At 47.2% G+C, this 21,228-nt stretch carries 18 protein-coding genes; 13 read left to right on the top strand and 5 right to left on the bottom strand.

The window, feature by feature from the left end; genetic code table 11:
* The first annotated feature begins 33 nt into the window (after nucleotides 1–33).
* The 5 genes from ACBP46_RS00540 to ACBP46_RS00520 all read left to right on the top strand — a co-directional run bounded on the left by ACBP46_RS00540 (nucleotide 34) and on the right by ACBP46_RS00520 (nucleotide 6,315).
* Nucleotides 34–735: a hypothetical protein gene (locus tag ACBP46_RS00540; protein ID WP_371014794.1), complete on the top strand. Its 702-nt coding sequence runs from the start codon at nucleotides 34–36 to the stop codon at nucleotides 733–735.
* A gap of 275 nt (nucleotides 736–1,010) precedes the next feature.
* Nucleotides 1,011–1,721 (top strand): response regulator transcription factor, encoded by a 711-nt coding sequence (locus ACBP46_RS00535; protein ID WP_371014793.1) that lies wholly within the window; start codon nucleotides 1,011–1,013, stop codon nucleotides 1,719–1,721.
* A gap of 214 nt (nucleotides 1,722–1,935) precedes the next feature.
* Nucleotides 1,936–3,744 carry a methyl-accepting chemotaxis protein gene (locus ACBP46_RS00530; RefSeq protein ID WP_371014792.1) on the top strand — a complete coding sequence of 603 codons (1,809 nt, stop codon included), beginning with the start codon at nucleotides 1,936–1,938 and terminating at the stop codon, nucleotides 3,742–3,744.
* 187 nt (nucleotides 3,745–3,931) lie between these two features.
* Nucleotides 3,932–5,542, top strand: coding sequence for a peptide chain release factor 3 (locus ACBP46_RS00525; RefSeq protein ID WP_371014791.1), 1,611 nt, complete (start codon nucleotides 3,932–3,934; stop codon nucleotides 5,540–5,542).
* Nucleotides 5,543–5,583: 41 nt separating this feature from the next.
* Nucleotides 5,584–6,315, top strand: coding sequence for a hypothetical protein (locus ACBP46_RS00520; RefSeq protein WP_371014790.1), 732 nt, complete (start codon nucleotides 5,584–5,586; stop codon nucleotides 6,313–6,315).
* Between the two features lie 51 nt (nucleotides 6,316–6,366).
* Here the strand turns inward: ACBP46_RS00520 and bfr are convergent, their stop codons facing one another.
* Together bfr and ACBP46_RS00510 are read right to left on the bottom strand one after the other, a co-directional pair.
* Complete coding sequence (gene bfr, locus ACBP46_RS00515; protein WP_371014789.1) at nucleotides 6,367–6,846, bottom strand: bacterioferritin; 480 nt, start codon at nucleotides 6,844–6,846, stop codon at nucleotides 6,367–6,369.
* A 103-nt stretch (nucleotides 6,847–6,949) separates the two neighbouring features.
* Nucleotides 6,950–7,213, bottom strand: coding sequence for a (2Fe-2S)-binding protein (locus ACBP46_RS00510; RefSeq protein WP_371014788.1), 264 nt, complete (start codon nucleotides 7,211–7,213; stop codon nucleotides 6,950–6,952).
* Nucleotides 7,214–7,400: 187 nt separating this feature from the next.
* On the opposite strand from ACBP46_RS00510, the gene ACBP46_RS00505 reads away from it, so the two are divergent.
* Nucleotides 7,401–7,997 carry a hypothetical protein gene (locus tag ACBP46_RS00505; protein ID WP_371014787.1) on the top strand — a complete coding sequence of 199 codons (597 nt, stop codon included), beginning with the start codon at nucleotides 7,401–7,403 and terminating at the stop codon, nucleotides 7,995–7,997.
* 280 nt (nucleotides 7,998–8,277) lie between these two features.
* Complete coding sequence (leuA, locus tag ACBP46_RS00500; protein WP_371014786.1) at nucleotides 8,278–9,957, top strand: 2-isopropylmalate synthase; 1,680 nt, start codon at nucleotides 8,278–8,280, stop codon at nucleotides 9,955–9,957.
* A gap of 54 nt (nucleotides 9,958–10,011) precedes the next feature.
* Here the strand turns inward: leuA and ACBP46_RS00495 are convergent, their stop codons facing one another.
* On the bottom strand, nucleotides 10,012–10,359 hold the full coding sequence (locus ACBP46_RS00495; RefSeq protein WP_371014785.1) for a DUF1840 domain-containing protein: 348 nt from the start codon (nucleotides 10,357–10,359) through the stop codon (nucleotides 10,012–10,014).
* A gap of 100 nt (nucleotides 10,360–10,459) precedes the next feature.
* On the opposite strand from ACBP46_RS00495, the gene ACBP46_RS00490 reads away from it, so the two are divergent.
* From ACBP46_RS00490 to ACBP46_RS00475, 4 genes are all read left to right on the top strand, one after another.
* Nucleotides 10,460–14,005, top strand: a complete 3,546-nt coding sequence (locus ACBP46_RS00490) for an RHS repeat-associated core domain-containing protein (protein WP_371014784.1) — start codon at nucleotides 10,460–10,462, stop codon at nucleotides 14,003–14,005.
* 127 nt (nucleotides 14,006–14,132) lie between these two features.
* Nucleotides 14,133–15,818 (top strand): arginine--tRNA ligase, encoded by a 1,686-nt coding sequence (gene argS, locus ACBP46_RS00485; protein WP_371014783.1) that lies wholly within the window; start codon nucleotides 14,133–14,135, stop codon nucleotides 15,816–15,818.
* 10 nt (nucleotides 15,819–15,828) lie between these two features.
* Complete coding sequence (locus tag ACBP46_RS00480) at nucleotides 15,829–16,509, top strand: SPOR domain-containing protein (protein ID WP_371014782.1); 681 nt, start codon at nucleotides 15,829–15,831, stop codon at nucleotides 16,507–16,509.
* Nucleotides 16,510–16,549: 40 nt separating this feature from the next.
* Complete coding sequence (locus tag ACBP46_RS00475; protein WP_371014781.1) at nucleotides 16,550–17,188, top strand: thiol:disulfide interchange protein DsbA/DsbL; 639 nt, start codon at nucleotides 16,550–16,552, stop codon at nucleotides 17,186–17,188.
* Between the two features lie 55 nt (nucleotides 17,189–17,243).
* Here the strand turns inward: ACBP46_RS00475 and ACBP46_RS00470 are convergent, their stop codons facing one another.
* Both ACBP46_RS00470 and ACBP46_RS00465 read right to left on the bottom strand, forming a co-directional pair.
* The gene (locus ACBP46_RS00470; RefSeq protein WP_371014780.1) at nucleotides 17,244–18,428 is read right to left on the bottom strand and encodes a trans-sulfuration enzyme family protein; all 1,185 of its coding nucleotides are present in this window, start codon (nucleotides 18,426–18,428) and stop codon (nucleotides 17,244–17,246) included.
* Nucleotides 18,429–18,431: 3 nt separating this feature from the next.
* Nucleotides 18,432–19,508, bottom strand: coding sequence for an MBL fold metallo-hydrolase (locus ACBP46_RS00465; RefSeq protein WP_371014779.1), 1,077 nt, complete (start codon nucleotides 19,506–19,508; stop codon nucleotides 18,432–18,434).
* A 74-nt stretch (nucleotides 19,509–19,582) separates the two neighbouring features.
* Here ACBP46_RS00465 and ACBP46_RS00460 point away from each other — a divergent pair, with 74 nt between their 5' ends.
* The gene (locus tag ACBP46_RS00460) at nucleotides 19,583–19,969 is read left to right on the top strand and encodes a MerR family transcriptional regulator (RefSeq protein WP_371014778.1); all 387 of its coding nucleotides are present in this window, start codon (nucleotides 19,583–19,585) and stop codon (nucleotides 19,967–19,969) included.
* Nucleotides 19,970–20,045: 76 nt separating this feature from the next.
* Entirely contained in the window at nucleotides 20,046–21,224 is a 1,179-nt protein-coding gene (locus ACBP46_RS00455; RefSeq protein WP_371014777.1) for an isovaleryl-CoA dehydrogenase, read from the top strand.
* The last annotated feature ends 4 nt before the right edge of the window (nucleotides 21,225–21,228 follow it).

The following is a 21,228-nucleotide window of genomic DNA, read 5'->3' as shown; positions in this document are numbered from 1 at the left end:
CTTAATCTTAGTCTCTGCCTTAAGGAGATTCAAATGAAAATCAAACCTATTATTGCTGTATTAGGGCTAAGCTTGGCTTTTGGCGGTACTGCTTTTGCCACCACTAAAGCGGTCGTGTCCCAAGATGGGGTTGCTAATAATGCATTTGTAGAGCAAGTAAATAATCAGAAAACCAATGCAACCATCGGTGTTGTGGGCAACAACAACAAAACCGATATTATGCAAGACCAAAACTCATGGAGCAACGGCAGCACCTATATAACAGGGCATGACAACAAAGCCTATATCACCCAGACACGTAGTCACGATGTCAAAGGCTCTATCCTTATCGAAAACTGGAGCACTAACAATAAAGCCGGTATTACCACCACTCGGGTCCATAATGGTAACGCCAAAATTGTTGTCACCGGCCACCACGATACCGCTTGGATTAAGCAAACTGATTACAACGGTAGCACATCTAAAAACCTAGAGGCAGCTATCTACCAGAACTCGGGATCGCATAACAATGCTTATATTAATCAGCGTGGCTACAACCAAGACGCCACTATTGTGCAAGCTGGCTATACCAACGATGCCAGCATTTCACAAAGCGGTCGTGGCTTAAAGAACGTGGCTAGCGTTAGCCAAACTGGCTCCTTTAACGAGGGCCATATTAATCAACGTGGCAGCGATCTTCATGCCTCAGTAACCCAAATCGGCACAAGCAACCATGCCTATGTGAACCAGCGCTAATACGTTTCACAAAACAACATACTCAGAGGGCAACATCTGCTGTCCTCTGGTATGCGGTTGCTTAAATAACATGTTAGAAACTCTAAACCTTTGTTAATAAAGGTAAAAGCAAATTTTAATCTATGGTATATTTTAAAAAAAACGAGTTAATTATAAGATCGCTGCACCCCTGTTCGTTACTCCATAGTTCGTAAATACCCAAAGACTTTTCTAAATTATTCTTAAAAAAACTCAAAGATTTCACGCAGGTGAAATGCCACCTAGAGGGGTTTGTTATGACCACGATTATCGTGCTTGATCCTCATCCTATCTTACGGTTGGGGTTAATTCAGCTCTTAAAGGAAAATTTCGAGGGGACAACAGTAAAAGCAGAAGACTACCATCTGCTTACAGAACAAAAAAAACCCGCCTCTTGTGATTTGATAGTTTACACCTTAGGTTCCGAAGCCAATCCTACTAATCAATTAACGCTACTTTCTAAAAGCTATACACCACGTTTTATTCTTTTATTGGCCGAAGGCCAGCCTAGCTTACCGCCAGGGACATGCAAAAATTACCCTTTAGTACGCGGCCTTATCTGTAAAAACTCCACCCCTGAAATTATCCAAGCGTCTATTCGTCTCGTTCTGGCGGGAGGGACGTGCTTCCCTCATTACAACCAAGCCGAACCCGCTGGCTTAGTGCTAGACGAAAATGTGACTTGTGCCAGCTCGTGGAGCACACCAACTCCTACTGCTTTATCGACTCAGTTTTTACACAAAGAAGCTCAACTTTTAGGACTTACCATTAGGCAATACGAGGTACTGGTCCTTTTAGGCCAAGGGCTGCCTTTGAAGAGTATTGCTAAAGAACTCGACATTTCTGTTGCTACAGCAAAATCCCATACGGAAACACTTTATCAACGTTTAAAGGTACACAATAGCAATGCTGCCGTTTATACCGCCATCGCACGCGGCGCTACCTTGGGTTGGGGCCCCGCCCAATAACCACCGTGCGCTAAGCTCATTTTTATCTATTTCTTTCTTTTTGCACAAACTCCCACACGTTGGGAGTTTTGTTTTTTATACCACAAGATAAATCTTTTTGAAACAATTTTGTATCAATATGCGACTATATCGACAAAGTTTCTAAATTATTGTTAACTTGTTCCGTTAACATATCTCTGTTTTATTAAAGCTTTTTTACAAGTATCAATAAAAAATGAAAAACCTATCTATACGTACAAAATTGGTGCTCGCGTCCATTTGTACCATAGTTGTTGCTATGGCGGCTTTAGCCTTTGCCAACCATCAGTCAGCACAACGCGCCTTTATTAATGAAGCCCAAGATAAAACCAACTTAGTCATTGATGGAACAGTGCAACAGATTGAAAGTTGGCTTCAAAACAAAAAAAATATCGTTAAAGCATTAGCCCCAGCAGCTTCCAGTTATTACCCCCTCGCTGTTTTAGATCAAGCCCGTGAATCAGGCATGTTTATTTCCTCATATATTGGTTGGGCCAATAAGCGTTTTGTGACGTCTCCCGCAACCCGTATGGATAGCAACTATGACCCAACCAGTCGGCCCTGGTATACAGACGCCGCTGCTGCTGAAACAGAGATCTTAACGAATCCTTATGTAAATGCTGACGATGACACCATTGTGGTCACCTTAGCCTCGCCCATCAAAAACAACAAAGACGATTTGATTGCGGTTGCAGCTGCAGATATTGGGATGCAAGAAATTGTCAATTTAGTGCGTACCACTCAGCCCACCCCAAATAGTTATGCCATGCTCATTGATGGCAGTGGTCGCATTATTGCGCACCCTGATAACGAGCTTTCCTTAAAAAGCTTTGCGGATCACTACCCTCAAGTTCACGAAATAGGACTAGGTAAACTAGCTCAAGAACAAGAAGCGTTTCGCACAACCATTGACGATATGCCTTTCTGGATTAACGCCCGCCATATTCCTGGTAGTAGTTGGAGTGTAGTCATTGCCACACACCAAGGCGATGCACTAGAAAGTCTCAGCTCTATGCGCAATCAAGCCATTTTAACGAGCTTAATTATGATTGCCTTGGCCGCTTTTGTGCTCTCTATTGTCACTCGTGCGCTATTACGTCGCCTAGGTCTTTTACAAGTGGCTCTGGAAGACATTGCTTCCGGCGAGGGCGACCTCACACGACGTCTTGATGAAAGTGGCAACGACGAGCTGGCTAAAGTCGGGCAATCTTTTAACGTTTTTGTACGCAAGATCAGCGAAACCATCAGCAGCATTCGTATGACGGCTGAATCAGTTAACGTCGCTTCGGCACAAATTGCCGCTGGCAACACAGACCTAGCCGCTCGAACCGAACAAGCCGCTGCCGCCATCCAAGAAACGGCAAGCTCTATGGAGGAATTAGCAAGCACCGTACGCCAGACTGCGGATGCAGGTAACGTAGCAGACCAAATCGCAAATAATTCCCGCGCAGCAGCCATCGAAGGAGGCCAACTCATGGTTGAGGTGGTCGATACCATGCAAGACATCAATAACAGCTCACAACGTATGAGCGATATCGTGGGTGTTATCGACTCGATTGCCTTCCAAACGAATATCTTGGCATTAAATGCAGCCGTAGAAGCCGCGCGCGCTAACGAACATGGTCATGGTTTTGCAGTAGTAGCAGGCGAAGTGCGCTCACTGGCTCAGCGCAGTGCGCAATCCGCCCGTGAAATTCGTGATTTAATTTTAGCGAACGTAGATCGTGTCAACGCCGGTAGCGAATTAGTCCGTACTGCTGGCGGAGCCATGGATAAAATTGTGACCGAGGTTCAACATCTGTCTGACATTATTGGTGAAATCAAAGTCGCCGCTAATGAACAAAACTCAGGCATTAGTCAGGTGGGCGTAGCAATTAATGAGCTTGAGGCCACCACCCAGCAGAACTCATCTCTAGTCGCCGAATCTGCCGCCGCCTCTGCCAGTTTAAGTGCTCAGGCTAACGCTCTTTCACACGCTGTCTCAGGTTTTAGAACTGAATCCTAACCTCGCTTACACTTTAGTTAAGGATTAAGTTCTGCCCAGTTTCTTCCCCCGAGGAAACTGGGCTTTTTGTTTATCTGTGGTTTAGCTTTATACGACGTGCATTGTCACATACGCTAATATCAGCGAAAATAGAATGATTCATTTATTTTAGCGCTCTACTCGCTTACTTCATCTTTTTCACATATCCATGTCCAACGCCCTCATCACCAAAGAGGTGGCGAAACGCCGCACTTTTGCTATTATTTCTCACCCTGACGCGGGTAAAACCACACTAACAGAAAAACTCTTGTTGTTTGCAGGTGCCATTCAAATTGCAGGCAGCGTTAAGTCACGTAAAGCAGAACGGCACGCTTCCTCTGACTGGATGGATATTGAAAAGCAACGTGGTATTTCTGTCGCCTCCTCCGTGATGCAAATGGAATACCGAGATTGTGTTATTAACTTGCTCGACACCCCTGGTCACCAAGACTTTTCTGAAGACACATATCGCGTACTCACTGCTGTGGATGCCGCCCTTATGGTTATTGATGCTGCAAACGGGGTAGAGCCACAAACCATTCGCTTATTACAAGTCTGTCGGGCACGAAACACACCTATTATTACCTTTATCAACAAGCTCGACCGCGAGGTCCAAGAGCCACTCGATTTACTCGCCGAGATCGAAGAGCACCTAGGCATGGATGCCATTCCTTTTTCTTGGCCTGTGGGTATGGCACGCCGTTTTGCTGGTGTATTTAATATTCCCAAAGACCAAATGCATGTGTTTGATAGCTCGGCTAAAGATCATCGCGCCGAAAACGAAGAGCTCATTCCTGGCTTGCATAACCCAGAAAACGAAACGCGTTTTGGTGCTGAATTTAAAAAATCCCAAGAAGAAATCGAGCTTATCCAAGCAGCTACCCCCGATTTTAATCTTGAGGCTTTTTTAGCAGGCAAACAAACACCCGTGTTTTTTGGGTCTGCCCTCAATAACTTTGGCGTCCAAGAGGTATTAGATGCTTTGGTTGACATGGCACCAGCGCCCGGCCCACGCGAATCTGTACAGCGACTCGTGCAACCCACTGAACCTAAATTCACCGGCATGGTATTTAAAGTGCAGGCCAATATGGACCCAGCGCACCGTGACCGAGTTGCCTTTGTACGCGTCAGCTCTGGGCACTTTACACGTGGTATGCGCTTACGTGTGGCACGCACCAATAAAGAAATTCGTCCCAACAACGTTGTGTCATTTTTATCACAACGACGCGACCTAGTCGATGAAGCCTTTGCCGGCGATATTATTGGTATTCCTAACCATGGTGTGTTGCAACTAGGCGATGTACTGACCGAAGGTGAAGTGCTTCAATTTACTGGTCTACCGTTTTTTGCCCCTGAGCTGTTCCAAACTGTAGAGGTAAAAGACCCACTGCGTACCAAACAACTACGAACTGGTTTAACTCAACTTGGTGAAGAGGGTGCCATTCAAGTGTTTAGACCTTATCTCACCAGTGGCAGTTTGTTGTTGGGGGCTGTGGGCCAGCTACAGTTTGAGGTCGTAGCCGATCGCTTAAAACACGAGTATGGCGTAGACGCTCGCATGGCTTCTTCACGCTATAACTTAGCCCGATGGGTCACCTCAACAAATCCTACTGCATTGAAAAAATTTATAGAGACTAACGCGGCCAATATTGCTTATGATGTGGTAGATGCCGTCGCGTTTTTAGCTAGCTCACCGGCTCAATTACGGGTAGCCCAAGAACTCAATCCTGATGTAGAGTTTCATGATATGCGCGAGCATAGCGGGCAGCTATTTGGCTAACAATGGTTACAAGCAGGGTGGCAGCTGTTGGATTCTGTCACATGCATCAAGCCTCAATTCAGTACAATAGTCTTATTTATTTAATTTTCAATACCAATCCATATATGTCTTGGCGTATTCTTTTTGCCACCCTATTACTAGGTATAGCAGCCTCGGTTTGGGGTGGGTTCCAACTGGGTAACTGGCTTATCGAACACGGCCCTCTAAAGTCTGACGTCTTTGACGCTTACAAAGACCTCTACACGGTGCCTACCCTAGACGCAGACGGCAAGCCCTATGTCCCCTCACCACCCCAACCGCTAGTTAGTGGTCGCTTGGCTGTGCCCGAGGACATTGAAGCACTCAACTGGGAAATCGACCAAGACACTAATCTATTAGCAGAGCGCCCCCCCATTGCTTTAGCGACTGCCAATCAGGGTTTCACCACTGGCAATATCAACCGCAGAGCTGTCAGCCCTAGCGGATTACAAGGCATAGCTCAAATTAATAACAGTGGCTCTCAAAGAGGTTTAAGCAACAATCCAAATACAGATGTGCTGCAACCTATTGATATGGATGCGCCGCCCCCTCCGCCGTCTCAGGAAGTTCAAGTTAACAACCTACCAGTACAAAAAAACCCAAACTGGCAGGCTGACTTCCAACGTGAATTGGCTATGTGTGACTCAAAAAGCTTTTTGCAAACCCCTAGCTGCAAATGGGATGCCCGCAACAAATACTGTGGTCCTAATAATGCATGGGGCAAAGTTCCCAACTGTCCTTCCAAAGCTTTTTAAAACTAAAAAACCCCAAATAATATATTTGGGGTTTTTGTTGAGCAGCCACATTTATTCGGAAGGGGTGTTGCTTTGGCTTTGCAAGTAATTTTGCAAACCCATTTTAGCAATCAAGTCTTGTTGGGTTTCAAGCCAGTCGATGTGCTCTTCGGTGTCTTTTAAAATGTGAAGTAATAAGTCGCGGGACACAAAATCACCCACGCTTTCACAGTATTTAATGCCCTCGACCACAGTGGTGTGAGCTGCACTTTCTAAAGCCAAATCACAGGCTAGAATTTCAGGCACATCTTCGCCGATGCCTAGCTTGTGTAGATCTTGAAGATTGGGAAGACCATCAAGCATTAAAATACGATCGATGAGCAGGTCGGCATGTTTCATTTCGCCGATAGACTCGTCGTATTCGACCTTGCCAAGCTTATCAAAGCCCCAGTGATTCAGCATGCGTGCATGCAAAAAATACTGATTAATAGCAGTTAGTTCGTTTTTAAGCTGTTGGTTTAAATACGCTATGACCTGTTTATCGCCTTTCATGGTGACCTCCTTTGAACATAATTCAATCATTATAAAGCAGTCTAAAACACTACAAGCTAATGAGAACTAATATCAAATAATACGAAGGTGTATTAGGCAAAAATTAAGAATAGGCCAGTGCAGCGGGTAAAACCTGAGTGTCGTTAGCAGCAGGGCGCTGGACACGCGAAATTTCAGTTGCGTGTAGTACATTGTCGGAGGCCATTGCTGGTAGCAAGCCTATCGCGCTTTCAGCACAACGACCACAGTTAATTGCGACCCCTAAGTCGAACTGAAGATCGGCAAGGGTTGTGGCACCGTTAGCTACCGCTTCTTTAATTTGACTATCAGTAATTGCGTTGCAGATACAAATATACATGAGAATCATTATCATTCATTTATCGAATCTAAAGAGTAGCACCTAGTTTATGTATTTTCAAGTACAAAACATATACTTAGCTCTGTGACTTAGAATAGAAACTATTCCCCTAGTATGAAGGTTAAAACACTACTGCTTTGCGTCGCATTTACCCTACAATAACCACTTCACTCATTCCAAGGCTTAGGTCAAAACCATGCAAAGTTTCTCCGTAGCTGACACTGGCTCCCAAACACATCATCCATTGCCTACGATTAAAGATCGGCTTCACGTCCATAAGGCCGTGCTACGCCTCACAGCAGTTTATAAAACGGTTGCCATTATTGTCTGTGCGGTAGTTGCTCTGATCTGGTATGGACTCATACAACGTACTCTTAGCTTTGGGGCCGAGCTCGATTACTCTGGCCTAGAGGCGCTAGGTTTAGATGCTGCATTGATCAAACAATACAATCCATTTTTCTGGTGGACTGTTATTGGTATTTGCTCGCTGCTGGTGTTTTATTTGCTCTTTCATTTTGTGCAATACACGCGTCAACGCGCCAGCCAAAAAGTGGTTAGCTCCCTTCAGCTGGAAACTCTTTTACAACAACTGTCCCCTAGTGCTATTCATGTATTGGGTTGGTGTTGGGAAAATCGACGCTTTCCTATTACAGTCGGCGTTTTACAACATACCCAACAACAATTAGCTGCGAACCGTTACTCTTTGATTTGTCTAGTAAAAGACCAAGAGCAACAACTACTAAAAAATCGCCCTAGCACACCAAGCAAATCAGAGGTCTTGCATCATCTTTGATTTTGTGGTTTATTATCAGTCATGTCTATTGCACACACGCACTCTCTTTGCAGTCTTTTATTCGCCGGCTCACACCGTGGCGTTGCTGCGCGTGCTTATGCAACCACCCTCTCTCTACTGCCACTTCTACTAGCGCCCGGTTGCCGGGCCTAGAGTCTAGTGGCAGTCCGGCAGCCATATACCCAGCCACCTATTTGAACGCCGTCACCGGCTTTTCAAGTGTTATTGTGGTTCAGGTGGCGGCGGAAAGTCTTACTTTTCTGTCCCACAGGTGTATACAATGATTTCAAACCCAGCCTCAAAATACGTCCCCTTTAGTCCTTTTACTAAAGACTTCTCCGAGCGCACTTGGCCCTCTAAACGTATTACCCACCCCCCCATCTGGATGAGCACCGACTTGCGCGACGGCAACCAATCTTTGATTGAGCCTATGAGCGTTGCCAGTAAATTACGCTTTTTCGACTTGCTTATCAAAATTGGTTTCAAAGAAATCGAAGTGGGTTTCCCCTCTGCTTCACAGACTGACTTCGATTTTGTACGAAAACTTATCGATGAAAAACGCATTCCAGATGACGTAACAATTATTGGTTTAACCCAAGCTCGCCAAGATCTTATTGACCGTACGGCTGAAGCCATGGCCGGCGCTAAAACCGCCATGATCCATTTATATAATGCATGTGCACCTTCGTTCCGACGCATTGTATTTAATATGGAAAAAGACCAAATTAAAAACATTGCTGTCACTGGGACTCGTCTAGTTAAAGAAGCCATCAAGGCCTACCCAGAAACCAAGTGGCGTTATCAATACTCCCCCGAGGTTTTTAGTACCACCGAGCCTGAGTTTGCTTTAGAAGTATGCAATGCGGTAACAGCCGAATGGCAGCCTACCCCAGAAGACCCCATTGTGTTTAACTTGCCCGCCACTATCGAGGCTACAACCCCTAATTTGTATGCAGACCAAATCGAATGGATGCATAACAACTTAGATCGTCGCGACAGCATCATATTAAGCCTACACCCTCACAATGACCGAGGCACAGGTGTGGCAGCAGCTGAGCTGGGCATTATGGCCGGAGCCGATCGTGTCGAAGGTTGTTTATTTGGCAATGGCGAGCGCACTGGTAACGTATGCTTGGTAACATTAGCTCTCAATCTTTACACCCAAGGCGTGCATCCTGGCTTGGACTTTTCAGATATTGATGTGATCCGTCAAATTGCCGAAGAGTGCAACCAACTACCTGTCCACCCTCGTCATCCTTATGCGGGCGATTTGGTTTTCACCGCATTTTCAGGCTCGCACCAAGACGCGATTAAAAAAGGGTTTGCACAACGTCAGGCCGATGCCGTGTGGGAAGTTCCTTACTTACCTATTGACCCCGCAGATCTTGGTCGTAGCTACGACGCCGTTATCCGCGTTAATAGCCAATCAGGCAAAGGCGGTGTGTCGTATTTATTAGAACAAGAGCACGGCCTAGTCTTACCTCGTCGTCTACAAATTGAATTTAGCCGTGCAATTCAACGAGTGACTGACTCTACCGGCAAGGAAGTAAACCCCGAACAGGTCTACGACATTTTCGTCAAAGAATACTTGCAAACCGACGGCCCTTGGAAACTGGTCAGCCATCAAATTACTAGCCAACCTAAATCTGGCGAACAGGCTCAGCAGTTTGAAATCAGCGTAAACATGACTAAAAATGGTGAACCGCACCACTTTACCGGCAACGGCGAAGGCGCATTAGCCGCATTTATTGATGCGCTTGATGTACCTATTCGCATTATGGACTACAGCGAACACGCGATTGGTAGCGGTACTGACACGCGCGCTGCTACCTATGTCGAAATGCGTATTGGTGAAAACCCAAGTGGTTTTGGTGTGGGGGTTCATCAAGATATCCTAACCTCTTCATTCAAAGCGGTTCTTAGCGCATTAAACCGCCATGCCTTACAAAATCAAGCCTAGGCCTTAGGCAAAAGACTAATAAAAAACTGGGCGTAAAGCCCAGTTTTTTTATGGTTACCACGGTGAGTCTGCTGGTTCCCACATCACATCTACCCCAGCCTTTTCCGCCTCGCGTAACATCTCAAATAAAGGAAAAGCGCGCTGCTTAAACCCTACGGCTTGAACAATGTTGAGCTTTTGTTTAGGCATATCTTCGTCTTCCCGCTCCTCTGGATCGACAGCATTTTGCATTGCCTCTTTTAAATTCACTAGGGCTTCAGGTAATTGATCTACCGTAAACACCCCCCGAGGAGGTACCTCATCATTATCGAAGTGTTTACCTGCCGCAATGAGAACCGGTAATGCATCCTTACCTAACATCAAAATTGAGCCTGACGCTTTGGAAACAAATTTAATTAACATCTGGTTTCCCCTCTTAGATAATTAAAGCCTATTTGTGAATTTATACGCTTTTTCACTGGCACCATACCACTATAAATGAATAGTTGGCCTGAGAAAACGTATGCACTATTTAATATTACTACTCGTCGTCCTACCAATCACTTTAGGGGCTCAACCCTTAAACTGCAGCCCACCCACTTTACAATCGTTATGTTCTGCCCAAGAACTAAGCCCTAGCTCGTCCTCACACTCGTTTAGCCTACCCATGCTTGCTTTCAACCCCATTCATTTACGTGATGGCAACAAGCACCTGAAAGAAATCGATTATGCTCCGCATCCTACCGCCCCCGATCTTGAGCTAGTACGGTATTACGACTCAATGGCTACTCACTATAGCGTGTTCGGCAACCTCTGGCTGCTTTCTTACGATATTCGTTTAGTTGAAAGTGCTGAAGCCGCTCAAATCGTACTTCCTAACGGCACGCATTTAACCCTTAGCCCAACCTCGGGACGTCTTTCTCAAATAGGCCATCAGCGTGTTTGGCACAACACCCATAACGAGACATGGTATTTTGACCGCCTGGGTTGGTTACAGCGCATACAACGGCTTAATAGCCCTCCCCTCCACATTTATCGTCACACCCAAGGCCCTTTACGCTATCGCATTCACTTCATTGAGCAAAACCAACAACGATTGACTTTTCACTATGACAGTTCCGTACCTGCGCTAGTACAGCAAATCCAAACACCTGCGGGGGTCGTCCATTACGACTATGAACCGCTACCTACCTCTGCCCTCTATCAACTTCATCAAGTGCGTTTTCCTGATCAACGCCGCTTGTCTTATCATTACGAAGCCCAATATCAAAGCGGTAACGTAGGGCTTATTACAGGTAAAAGCATCCAACTGCACCAGCACGCACCTTGGCAGCGAGTACGAAGTTGGGTTTACAACACCCGTAAACAAGCGCACTTCATGATGACCGAAACACCCTCACAATGGGTACGCCTGCATTTTCCTAATTCAGACCATCCTAATCAAACTCATATTGATAGCCCTCAAGGTCGAACGACGGTATCTTTCACCTCAAACCCAAAGGGCGAAATCAAACAAGTCACTGGGGCCGCCTGCTGGGCCTGTCCTCCTACACTGATTCAAACCCCTCATTATGTTCAGTTGGCTCAGGCACGCTTTGACCGTCAGCTACGCTGGTGGGAAGGCGATCCCTTAGGGTGGCCTCAATTACGCTTGGAATACGATGCCATGTACCGTTTAACTACTTGGTCTAGCGCTACACTTGGCCCCACTCGGCTTCGCTACGATAGTCACGGACGGGCTCAGCAAATGCATTATCCAAATGGCGACCAACAGCAGGTGCACTACTCGGCCCAAGGCGAGGTACAACGCATTGATTACCACTCAACGCACGCAACGGTACAAACACAAATACAACGGCCCCACCCCCTGCACTTGCATCTTAAACACCCTAATGAAAATGAAACGTTGCGTTATTTGGCGTCGGGGCAGCTGCAACGGCGCTATATAGAGCGGTTTTTTTATCCTCCCCACAGCACACAACGTCATCATTGGTATTACGAAGACCTATTCAACTACGATACTGAACAACGACTACGTAAACACGATCTCCCCGAAGGCGGAGCATTGCATTACGAGTGGAAAGGCAACCTATTACATCGAATATATTGGGAAAACAAAAAAGGACAGCGTCAACTAATTGCCCAAGCCGTTACAGGGGGCTTAGTTTATGGCAATGGTCTGCTGCGCTTAGAACTCTCTACGCCACGCTTTCACTGGCTGGGCCATATGCAATCGGACTCAATGTGGTGGCAACAGCTACTTATCAAAGACAGCAACGGTTTAATCACAGAGCAGCGTATTCATGCCCCATCTCACGCCGCCTCAGCACTTTTGCACCGCACTTTTTCCTATAATGCACAGCGCCAACTAAAGCGTGATGCAACCACAACCTTACAGTGGCATGCTGACGGCAGTTTATCTAGTTCCTCCGCTCTCTCATTGCCACAAATTCAACGTGACGCCTCGGGTTTAGCCACTCACTACAAGGACGCGTCACGGCACTACATACTGCGTTATAGCCCTATGCGTAGACTAGATGTAGTGCTTGACGCAGATAAAACTGTACAAAAAAACAGTCATAATTCAGCTGGTTTTAGAATTTATGCACAACATTATCCACAGGAACTACAGCAGTTTTTTCTCTACCATGAAAAAAAACTTGTGGCTGAGTTCAATGCTTCTTTTGAGGCCAAACTCCCTATTCATGCGGCTCACCCTATATCACGACGCTACGTGTATTGGCACGATCAGCCTGTAGCCTTAATTGACTATGAGCTTAAACCCACCGGAGAGCTATTAGTTATGCACAGCGACCACCTAGGCGCTGTACACACAATCAGTGATCAAAAGCAGCAACTGCGGTGGGCCGCTCGCTATGATACCTTTGGTAGGGTGCAGTCTATCCAAGGGGACCTCACCCTGCATCTACGACGCGCGGGCCAATACCATGATCTTGCAACTGGCTGGCACACTAATGGCGTGCGCACGTACCTACCCCAACAAGGTCATTACCTCGAGCCAGACCCTTTAGGCCCCAGCCCCTACAGTCAGCTGTATGGCTACGCAAGCCAACAACCCCTTAATCACACGGACCCATGGGGGCTAGTACTTTTTGCTTTTGATGGCACGCGTTACGATGAGCGCAGTGGTGGTGTCATACATCAGCTCCATTTACAAACCACAGAACCCAGCTTTTACGTAGGAGGCCCCGGCCAGGCCGACGAGCTAACTTGGGACGCAATGGTAGCGTACTCAGCGGATCGCATTGTGCAGCAGCAATGGCAAAACCTGCTGAATTACCTAAGCTCAGCTCCCCCCTCTGCTGCTCCTATCCCTATTGATATTATTGGTTTTTCTCGGGGTGCTGCACTAGCCAGGCATTTTGCCAACCAAATCATTCAGCACAGTCAAAATGGTTTTTTTAGCTATACCGACACCTATGGTACTCAAGTCCAAGCCTGCATTCAGCCCCGCTTCATGGGGCTATTAGATAGCGTGGCGCAGTTGGGCATTCTAGGCAGCCGCAACCATTTATATCAATTCAGTGTGGCTCCTATTTGGCAATGGGTCGGTCACGCAGTAGCCCTACACGAATATCGGCCTCTTTTTCCTGCTTTGTTGATGGGCTCTGGGGGCAATAAACACGAGATAGGTTTAGTGGGTGCCCATGGCGATTTAGGGGGCGGCTACCCGAATTCTGCTCCCGATATCCCATCTTTAAGTCAGGTCAGCTTGCAATGGCTTTTGTGGCAAGCCCAAGCCCAGGGTTTAAGCTTTACTTCACAGTCAGTCCCTACGGCAGACTACACATATCTGCATGATGAAAGCATGCTATTGTCTCAAGACCGTACTGTAGAAAACCATGATTTTACTTTTACCCCAGACCTAGGGGTAAACTACACACAAGACTACCACCCCACCCTAGGTCGCCTGGTTCGCCAAGAGGTCAACGCTTTTTTATCTTATGATCTCAGTCCTACCGAGCGCCAACACAACCAAAGCGCAAAAGTCGATTTGCAGGCATATTACCGTTGGTTAGATCAAACTTTAAACTGGTCACCAGACTAACAAAGCGGTCAAAAGAAGAATTTCCGTGTATTTCACGGTATTATGTAAGCCTTATTGTGTTGGCTTGAACGCAGCTCTCAAAGCTGCGTTTGCCCTAAATTTTCGCTTATCTTCATTCAAAATACTTATGCTTGCTCAGCAACAACAACAGCTCAGTGCCTTATTAACGGCTGCCGTTCAATCTTTAGTACCCGACGCGACTCCTACTATTACTCTAGAGCGCCCTAAAGTCGCTGCTCATGGTGACGTAGCGACAAACGTTGCCATGCAACTTGCCAAACCAGCCAAACGCAACCCACGCGAGTTAGCGCAAGGCATTGTTGACTACATTTTGGCCGATAGCGCGGCACAAGCCCTAATTGAACATGCTGAAATTGCTGGTCCAGGCTTTATTAATTTCCGTTTAACTCAAGCCGCTCACCAAGCCGTTTTAGTGCCCATTTTTGCTGAGGGTGCCCAGTTTGGTGACGTGCCTGCTAGCGCCGAACCGCTTATGGTGGAATTCGTCTCTGCTAACCCAACAGGCCCTCTACATGTGGGGCACGCCCGTCAAGCTGCTTTGGGCGATGCTATTTGTCGGTTATTTAGCAGCCAAGGCTACGCAGTTAGTCGCGAGTTCTATTACAACGATGCCGGCAATCAAATTGAAAACCTTGCCATTAGCGTCCAAGCCCGTGCTAAAGGTCTAGAGCCAGACAGCCCAGACTTCCCTGCTGATGGCTATAAAGGCGATTATATTCTTGAGATTGCCAAAGACTTTTTAGCTAAAAAAACGGTTGCAGCAGCCGATGGCGACCCCGTCACAGCTACCGCTAATATCAACAGCCTAGATGACATTCGCCGCTTTGCCGTCGCCTATTTACGTAACGAACAAGACTTAGACCTCAAAGCGTTTAATCTGGTTTTTGACAATTACTACCTAGAAAGCTCGTTGTACACTGATGGTCGCGTTGATGCGGTTGTAGCTGCTTTGACCGCAGCAGGTCATACCTACGAGTCAGAGGGTGCGCTCTGGCTACGCACCACCGAGCTCAATACGGGTGATGACAAAGACCGTGTAATGCGTAAACGCGAGGGCGGCTACACCTATTTTGTGCCCGATGTGGCCTACCACGTCTCCAAATGGGAGCGCGGCTTCAAACACGCCATTAACATCCAAGGTACTGATCACCACGGTACTATCGCGCGTGTGCGTGCTGGTCTTCAAGGGCTAGAGCTAGGCATCCCTGCGGATTACCCTGCTTATGTATTACACAGCATGGTAAAGGTCATACGAGGTGGTGAAGAGGTCAAAATATCCAAACGTGCAGGTAGTTACGTCACATTACGCGAGCTAGTGGACTGGGTAGGTTTGGATGCTGTGCGCTTTTTCTTAGTCAGCCGTCGTGCCGATTCCGAATTTGTGTTTGATATTGATTTGGCTTTATCAAAAAGTGAAGAAAATCCGGTTTATTACATTCAATATGCTCATGCTCGTACCCATTCGGTATTACGCCAAGTTGGCGCAACCCCTGAACAACTGACTCAAGCCGACTTCAGCCTATTAAGTGCCCCTAGCGAGCTCAAACTGTTACAACGTTTAGCCGAATATCCCGCTATGCTTAGCCAAGCCACCAAAGACCTCGCGCCCCACCAAGTGGCTTTTTGGTTACGTGACTGCGCTGCTGATTTCCACACTTGGTATAACAGCGAGCGCGTCATGGGTAGCGATACGCCATTAAAACTGGCTCGTGCTGCTCTTGCGGCCGCTACAGCCCAAGTCATTGCTAACGGCCTTGCCAAGCTAGGCGTGAGCGCCCCTGAACAAATGTAGTGATTCATTTATGGCCACCCGACGTAAATCTTCTGCAAAATCAAAATCCGGCGGCATGCTCTCCGGCATTGTTATTGGCTTAGTCATTGGATTAGCTGCTGCGGTGGCTGTTGCTTTGTATGTGACTCAGGCTCCCATGCCTTTTATGGACAAGGCTAGCCGCGAAATAGAGCAAATTCTATTACCGGATGTGCGTCATGCTCCAGATCCTAATATTGGGCTGTACGGCAGTGCGCCTGCTCTTGAGGGTCCGTTATTTGGTGGCAAAGAGGCCCAAATCGCCGAGCAGCTGGGCTCGTTGCGCGCTCCAGCAACACCAGCCCCTACCACGCCGTTGCCTACAGCGCCCGAGCCCGACTCCTTAGGCAACTTAATTGCTCAACTGCCCAACCCCAATACAGCACCCGCTCCTACGGTAACCGCCCCGGCTAAAAAAGCCGCTCCACAGACCGCCACAGCAGCCACCACGTATTACTTACAAGCCGGCGCTTTTCGCTCTGCTAGTGATGCTGAGGCCATGCGGGCACGGATTCTACTATTAGGAATGGATGCAACAGTACAATCTGCTCCCTATAATGACGGCACGATTAATCGTGTGCGTGTGGGTCCTTTTTCTGGCTTAGACGACATGAACAAAGCACGTTCTGTACTAGGTCGAGAAAAAATTGAAACTTCTGTAGTACGTCCCTAGTCATATAAAGACTTACTACTCGCAAGACAGGAACTAACTTATGTCCTATTTATCTTTTTTTGGTCGTTTAGCTGCTACGGCAACCCTAGCGGCTAGTGTTTTAATTAGCCCTCTGGTCTCTGCCCAAGAGCCAGCTCCAAACTCTTACGTTACCTTAGGTCAAGCTGTGCCGTCTGACAGCCTAGACAAGGTCGAAGTCCTAGAGTTTTTTGCTTATAGCTGCCCGCATTGTGCCGTAATGGAGCCTTTAGTCGATAAATGGGCAAACACATTAGGTGATGATGTGGTGCTCAAGCGTGTGCCAGTGGCTTTTAATGCGGGTATGGGCGATTTGCAGCGTACTTATTTTGTTCTAGAAGCCTTAGATCGTCTTGACCTACACTCAAAACTTTTTGCAGCCATCCACCAAGAAAAACGTCCTGTTTTTGACAAAAAAGCCATCCGTAAGTGGGCCGAGTCCCAAGGCATTGACGGCGCTGACTTCGACAGTGCTTTTGACTCTTTTGGTGTACAAACCAAAGCCAACCGCGCTAATGATTTAATTCGTCTTTATCAAATTCAGGGCACGCCTAGCTTAGCCGTAGGTGGTAAATACGTGACCTCTCCCGCTTATACAAATAGCTACGAAGACACTCTAAGCGTAGCCGAGGCCTTGATTAAGCAAAGCAAAGCCAACTAAATCTATAGTTTCCGTTAGATTTAGAAAAAGCGGCTATGAAGGCCGCTTTTTTCATTTAGGCTGATAAAGCCCAAGCCTGATTAAGGTCTGCAATCAGATCCTCTGGCTGTTCTAAACCAATGTGCAAACGAATCAGGGGTGAGGTGTTGGCTTGCCAATACGAATGGTGTGCCAAGGTTTTAGCATCCACTAATTGCACTAAGCTTTCAAAACCACCCCAAGAAAAACCAATACCAAATAAACGCAACCCGTTTACAAAACGAACGGCGCGCTCGGGATCGGTATCTAGCCGCACAGACAAAACACCGTTAGAGCCTGTTGCATCACGCAACCAAAGCGCATGACCTGGGTCTTGGGGCCATGCCGGATGATAAATTTGCTGTACTTCAGGCCACTGAGCTAAGGCCTCGCATACTTTCATAGCATTGGCTGAGGCCTCGCGCATACGAATTGGCAAAGTACGTACCCCTCGTAATGCCAGCCAAACATCATCGGCACTGACGGAATAACCTAATGCGTAATGACATTGCGCTAGGGCATCAACCAAGTCAGCACGAGCTGTAACCACCGCACCCATTAAAAAATCAGAATGACCGCCAATGTATTTGGTGGCGGAAATCACGGCCACATCTATACCTAAGCGTAATGGTTGATAATGTAAGCCAGACCCCCACGTGTTATCAGCCACGGTAATAAGACCATGCGCTTTGGCAAAGGCGCTTAGTGCAGGCAGGTCTAGCATTTGCAGCAACAATGACCCGGGTGACTCCACATACAACACTTTGGTATTAGGCCGTAAAGCAGCCTGAAAACTTTCTACAGTGGGTTCACAGTAGCTGACCTCTACGCCTATTTTTTTTAAAAACCCACTATCTAATGCACGCACAGGGGCATAGGCGCTGTCAGCGACCAAAATATGATCACCGTGCTCAACAAAACTGAGTACCCCTAGACTAATAGCAGCCATACCAGAAGGCACTAACAACGCATTGGTGCCTTCTTCAAGCTCACAAAAAACGTCCTCTAGTGCACGGTGCGTGTCCATACCTGCACGCCCATAAACCACAGAGCGGCCACCTTGACCTTGATCGTGCGTGGCTTGCTCGAGATGAGCTAAGGACTTAAAACGCACCGTACTAGTACGCATAGACGGCATAGCTACAGGCGCAGCGCCAGTGTTTTTATCAAAACTTGCTTGACCAAGATGTTGTAAAACGGTTTGTAGATGGTGTTTTTTCATGAGTTACCTAATGGCATAAAATTTATACACCCCTTGACTATCGACTTGACGCTGAAGCTGACCTTGGAAGTAAAGACAGTGCAAGTGGGCAATTGCCTCACCCATAGCAAAAGTGAGTTGATGCATATCTAACTGACGTTTAAATAATACGGGTATTAGCTCGGCGGCGCTACAGCCGTTAGGTGCTTGGCAAGCCGCCAAGGTCTCAGCTAGCCGATCGGCATGATGTTCATGTAGGTACTGTACCCGTTCGTGTAGGCCATGAAACGGCCTGCCGTGTGATGGCAATACTAACGCATCGGAAGGTAAATCCAAATAATACGCTAACGAATCCAAATATAACCTAAGCGGATCGGCCTCAGGCTCATAAGCAAAGACACTGACGTTAGTAGAAATCGTTGGCAACACCATATCACCAGATATCAAGCAATTTAACTCTGCACAATACAACGCCATATGCTCAGGCGCATGCCCATACCCAACAATACAGCGCCATGTTTTACCACCTATTTCAATGAGGGTGTTATGCATCAAACGTTGAAACTCAGCGGGCGGCGGTAGAACTAAATCACTGTAATAACTACTGCGTTGTTTAATTTGTTCCTGAGCCTCAGGTGCCGTCAAACCATGACGGGCAAAATGCAAGGCGGCGGCCTCGCCGCCGGTAGCGCCTAATTGGGCTTCGACTGAAGCTGGGCGGCTCCATAAACAGGCCAGCGCATAATCACTTAAACTCATAAACAAGGGTGCCTGCCACCGCGCGCAGAGCCATTGCGCTAACCCTACATGATCCGGATGCATATGCGTGACGATCACTCTCAATATAGGCAAGCCCTGTAATTGCTCTGCTTCAATCTGTTGCCAAAGCGCTTTCACCTCGGGGCGAGCAATACCTGTGTCAACCAAGGTCCACCCTTTACGTCCTGCGATTTCATCTTCAATTAACCAAAGATTGATGTGATCGAGTGCAAAAGGTAAAGGCATGCGCAACCAATACACTCCCTTTACCATTGGCTGGAGCTGACCTGCCTCGGGTTTTAAATCACCCAAGGGGTAACTCAAGTTATTCTTACTTTTCATCTCCGTATTCTCCCTGCTTGTAGGATAAGTTCCATCATGTTAGTTTACGTTAACGTCAACTACTTTTAAGCACTATGAGTCAAAGAACTTGGTCAATATCAGATCTAGCAAAAGAATTTGATATTACCCCACGTACGCTACGTTATTACGAAGACCATGGGATTCTTAGCCCCGAGCGCATTGGCCTCCAACGCCTCTACCATCCCCGGGATAGAACTCGTTTAAAACTTGCGCTACGCGGCAAACGCATGGGTTTTAGTTTGGCAGATATCTGTACCCTTATTGATATGTACGATGGGCCGGGTAGTACCTACCCACAGCTATTGCATTACCAAAAAGTGCTGACGTATTACCAAACCAAACTTCAAGACCAGCTTCAAGACTTACAACAAACCTTAGCAGAAATCGAAGTACAGCAGCAAAACTGTGAAGCGCTGCTGAACCAAAAACATTCCGATTAACACCCAGACCTAACTCACTCATTGTTGCTTAGGTCGTAATGGCTCAACTCATGCAGCCTTTTGGTTGGAGACGACTATGAATCTGCCCGGACTACACTTTGAATTCAGCGAAGAGCTGACTATGTTGCGCGATACGGTACGCCACTTTGCTGACAAGGAAATTGCTCCCTTAGCTCACGAAGTGGACGCCTCAGATCAATTTCCTATGCAACTTTGGCCCAAACTCGGAGAGCTAGGCGTTTTAGGTTTAACCGTCTCCGAAGACTACGGCGGTGCCAACATGGGGTATTTAGCGCATATGATTGCCATGGAGGAAATTTCGCGTGCCAGCGCCTCTATTGGACTGTCTTATGGTGCGCACTCCAACCTCTGCGTTAATCAAATCTATCGTAATGGCACGGCCGAACAAAAAGCCAAATACCTACCGGGTTTAATCGATGGCACTCAAGTTGGGGCCTTAGCCATGAGTGAAACCGGTGCAGGCTCCGATGTGGTCAGCATGCGCCTACGTGCCGAGGACCGGGGTGATCATTTTGTGCTCAATGGTCATAAAATGTGGATTACCAACGGCCCCGACGCGGATACGTTGGTGGTATATGCCAAAACTGACCCAGAGGCAAACCAACGCGGTATTACGGCGTTTATTATTGAAAAAGGCTTTGATGGGTTTTCCGTCGCTCAAAAACTCGACAAACTGGGTATGCGTGGCAGCCACACTGGCGAGCTCGTCTTTGAAAACTGCAAAGTCCCCAAAGAAAATATCCTAGGTGAGTTAAACGGAGGGGTGCGCGTTTTAATGAGTGGTCTGGACTACGAGCGTGCAGTATTGGCTGGCGGCCCTCTTGGCATCATGCAGGCCGTGATGGAAATCGTCATGCCCTATATCCATGAGCGCAAGCAGTTCGGCCAAGCCATTGGCGAATTTCAGCTTATCCAAGCCAAAGTGGCCGATCTCTACACCATCCATCAAGCCAGTCGCGCTTTGTGTTATGCCGTTGGCAAACGTCTCGATGACTTAGGCTCGGATCACCTGCGCTCTGTACGTAAAGATTGTGCAGCTGCCATTTTATTTAGTGCTGAAAAAGCCACATGGATGGCGGGTGAAGCCATTCAAATTTTAGGCGGAAACGGTTATATCAACGAGTTTTCAACTGGGCGTCTCTGGCGTGATGCTAAGCTTTACGAGATTGGTGCTGGCACCAGTGAAATTCGCCGTATGTTAATTGGACGCGAACTTTTCAATGAAACCGCTTAATTTC

The organism is Paenalcaligenes hominis, assembly GCF_041359055.1.
Classification (GTDB): domain Bacteria; phylum Pseudomonadota; class Gammaproteobacteria; order Burkholderiales; family Burkholderiaceae_B; genus Paenalcaligenes; species Paenalcaligenes hominis_A.
Note: the sequence above shows the minus strand (reverse complement) of the source record. Positions and strands in the feature narration are given on the sequence as shown.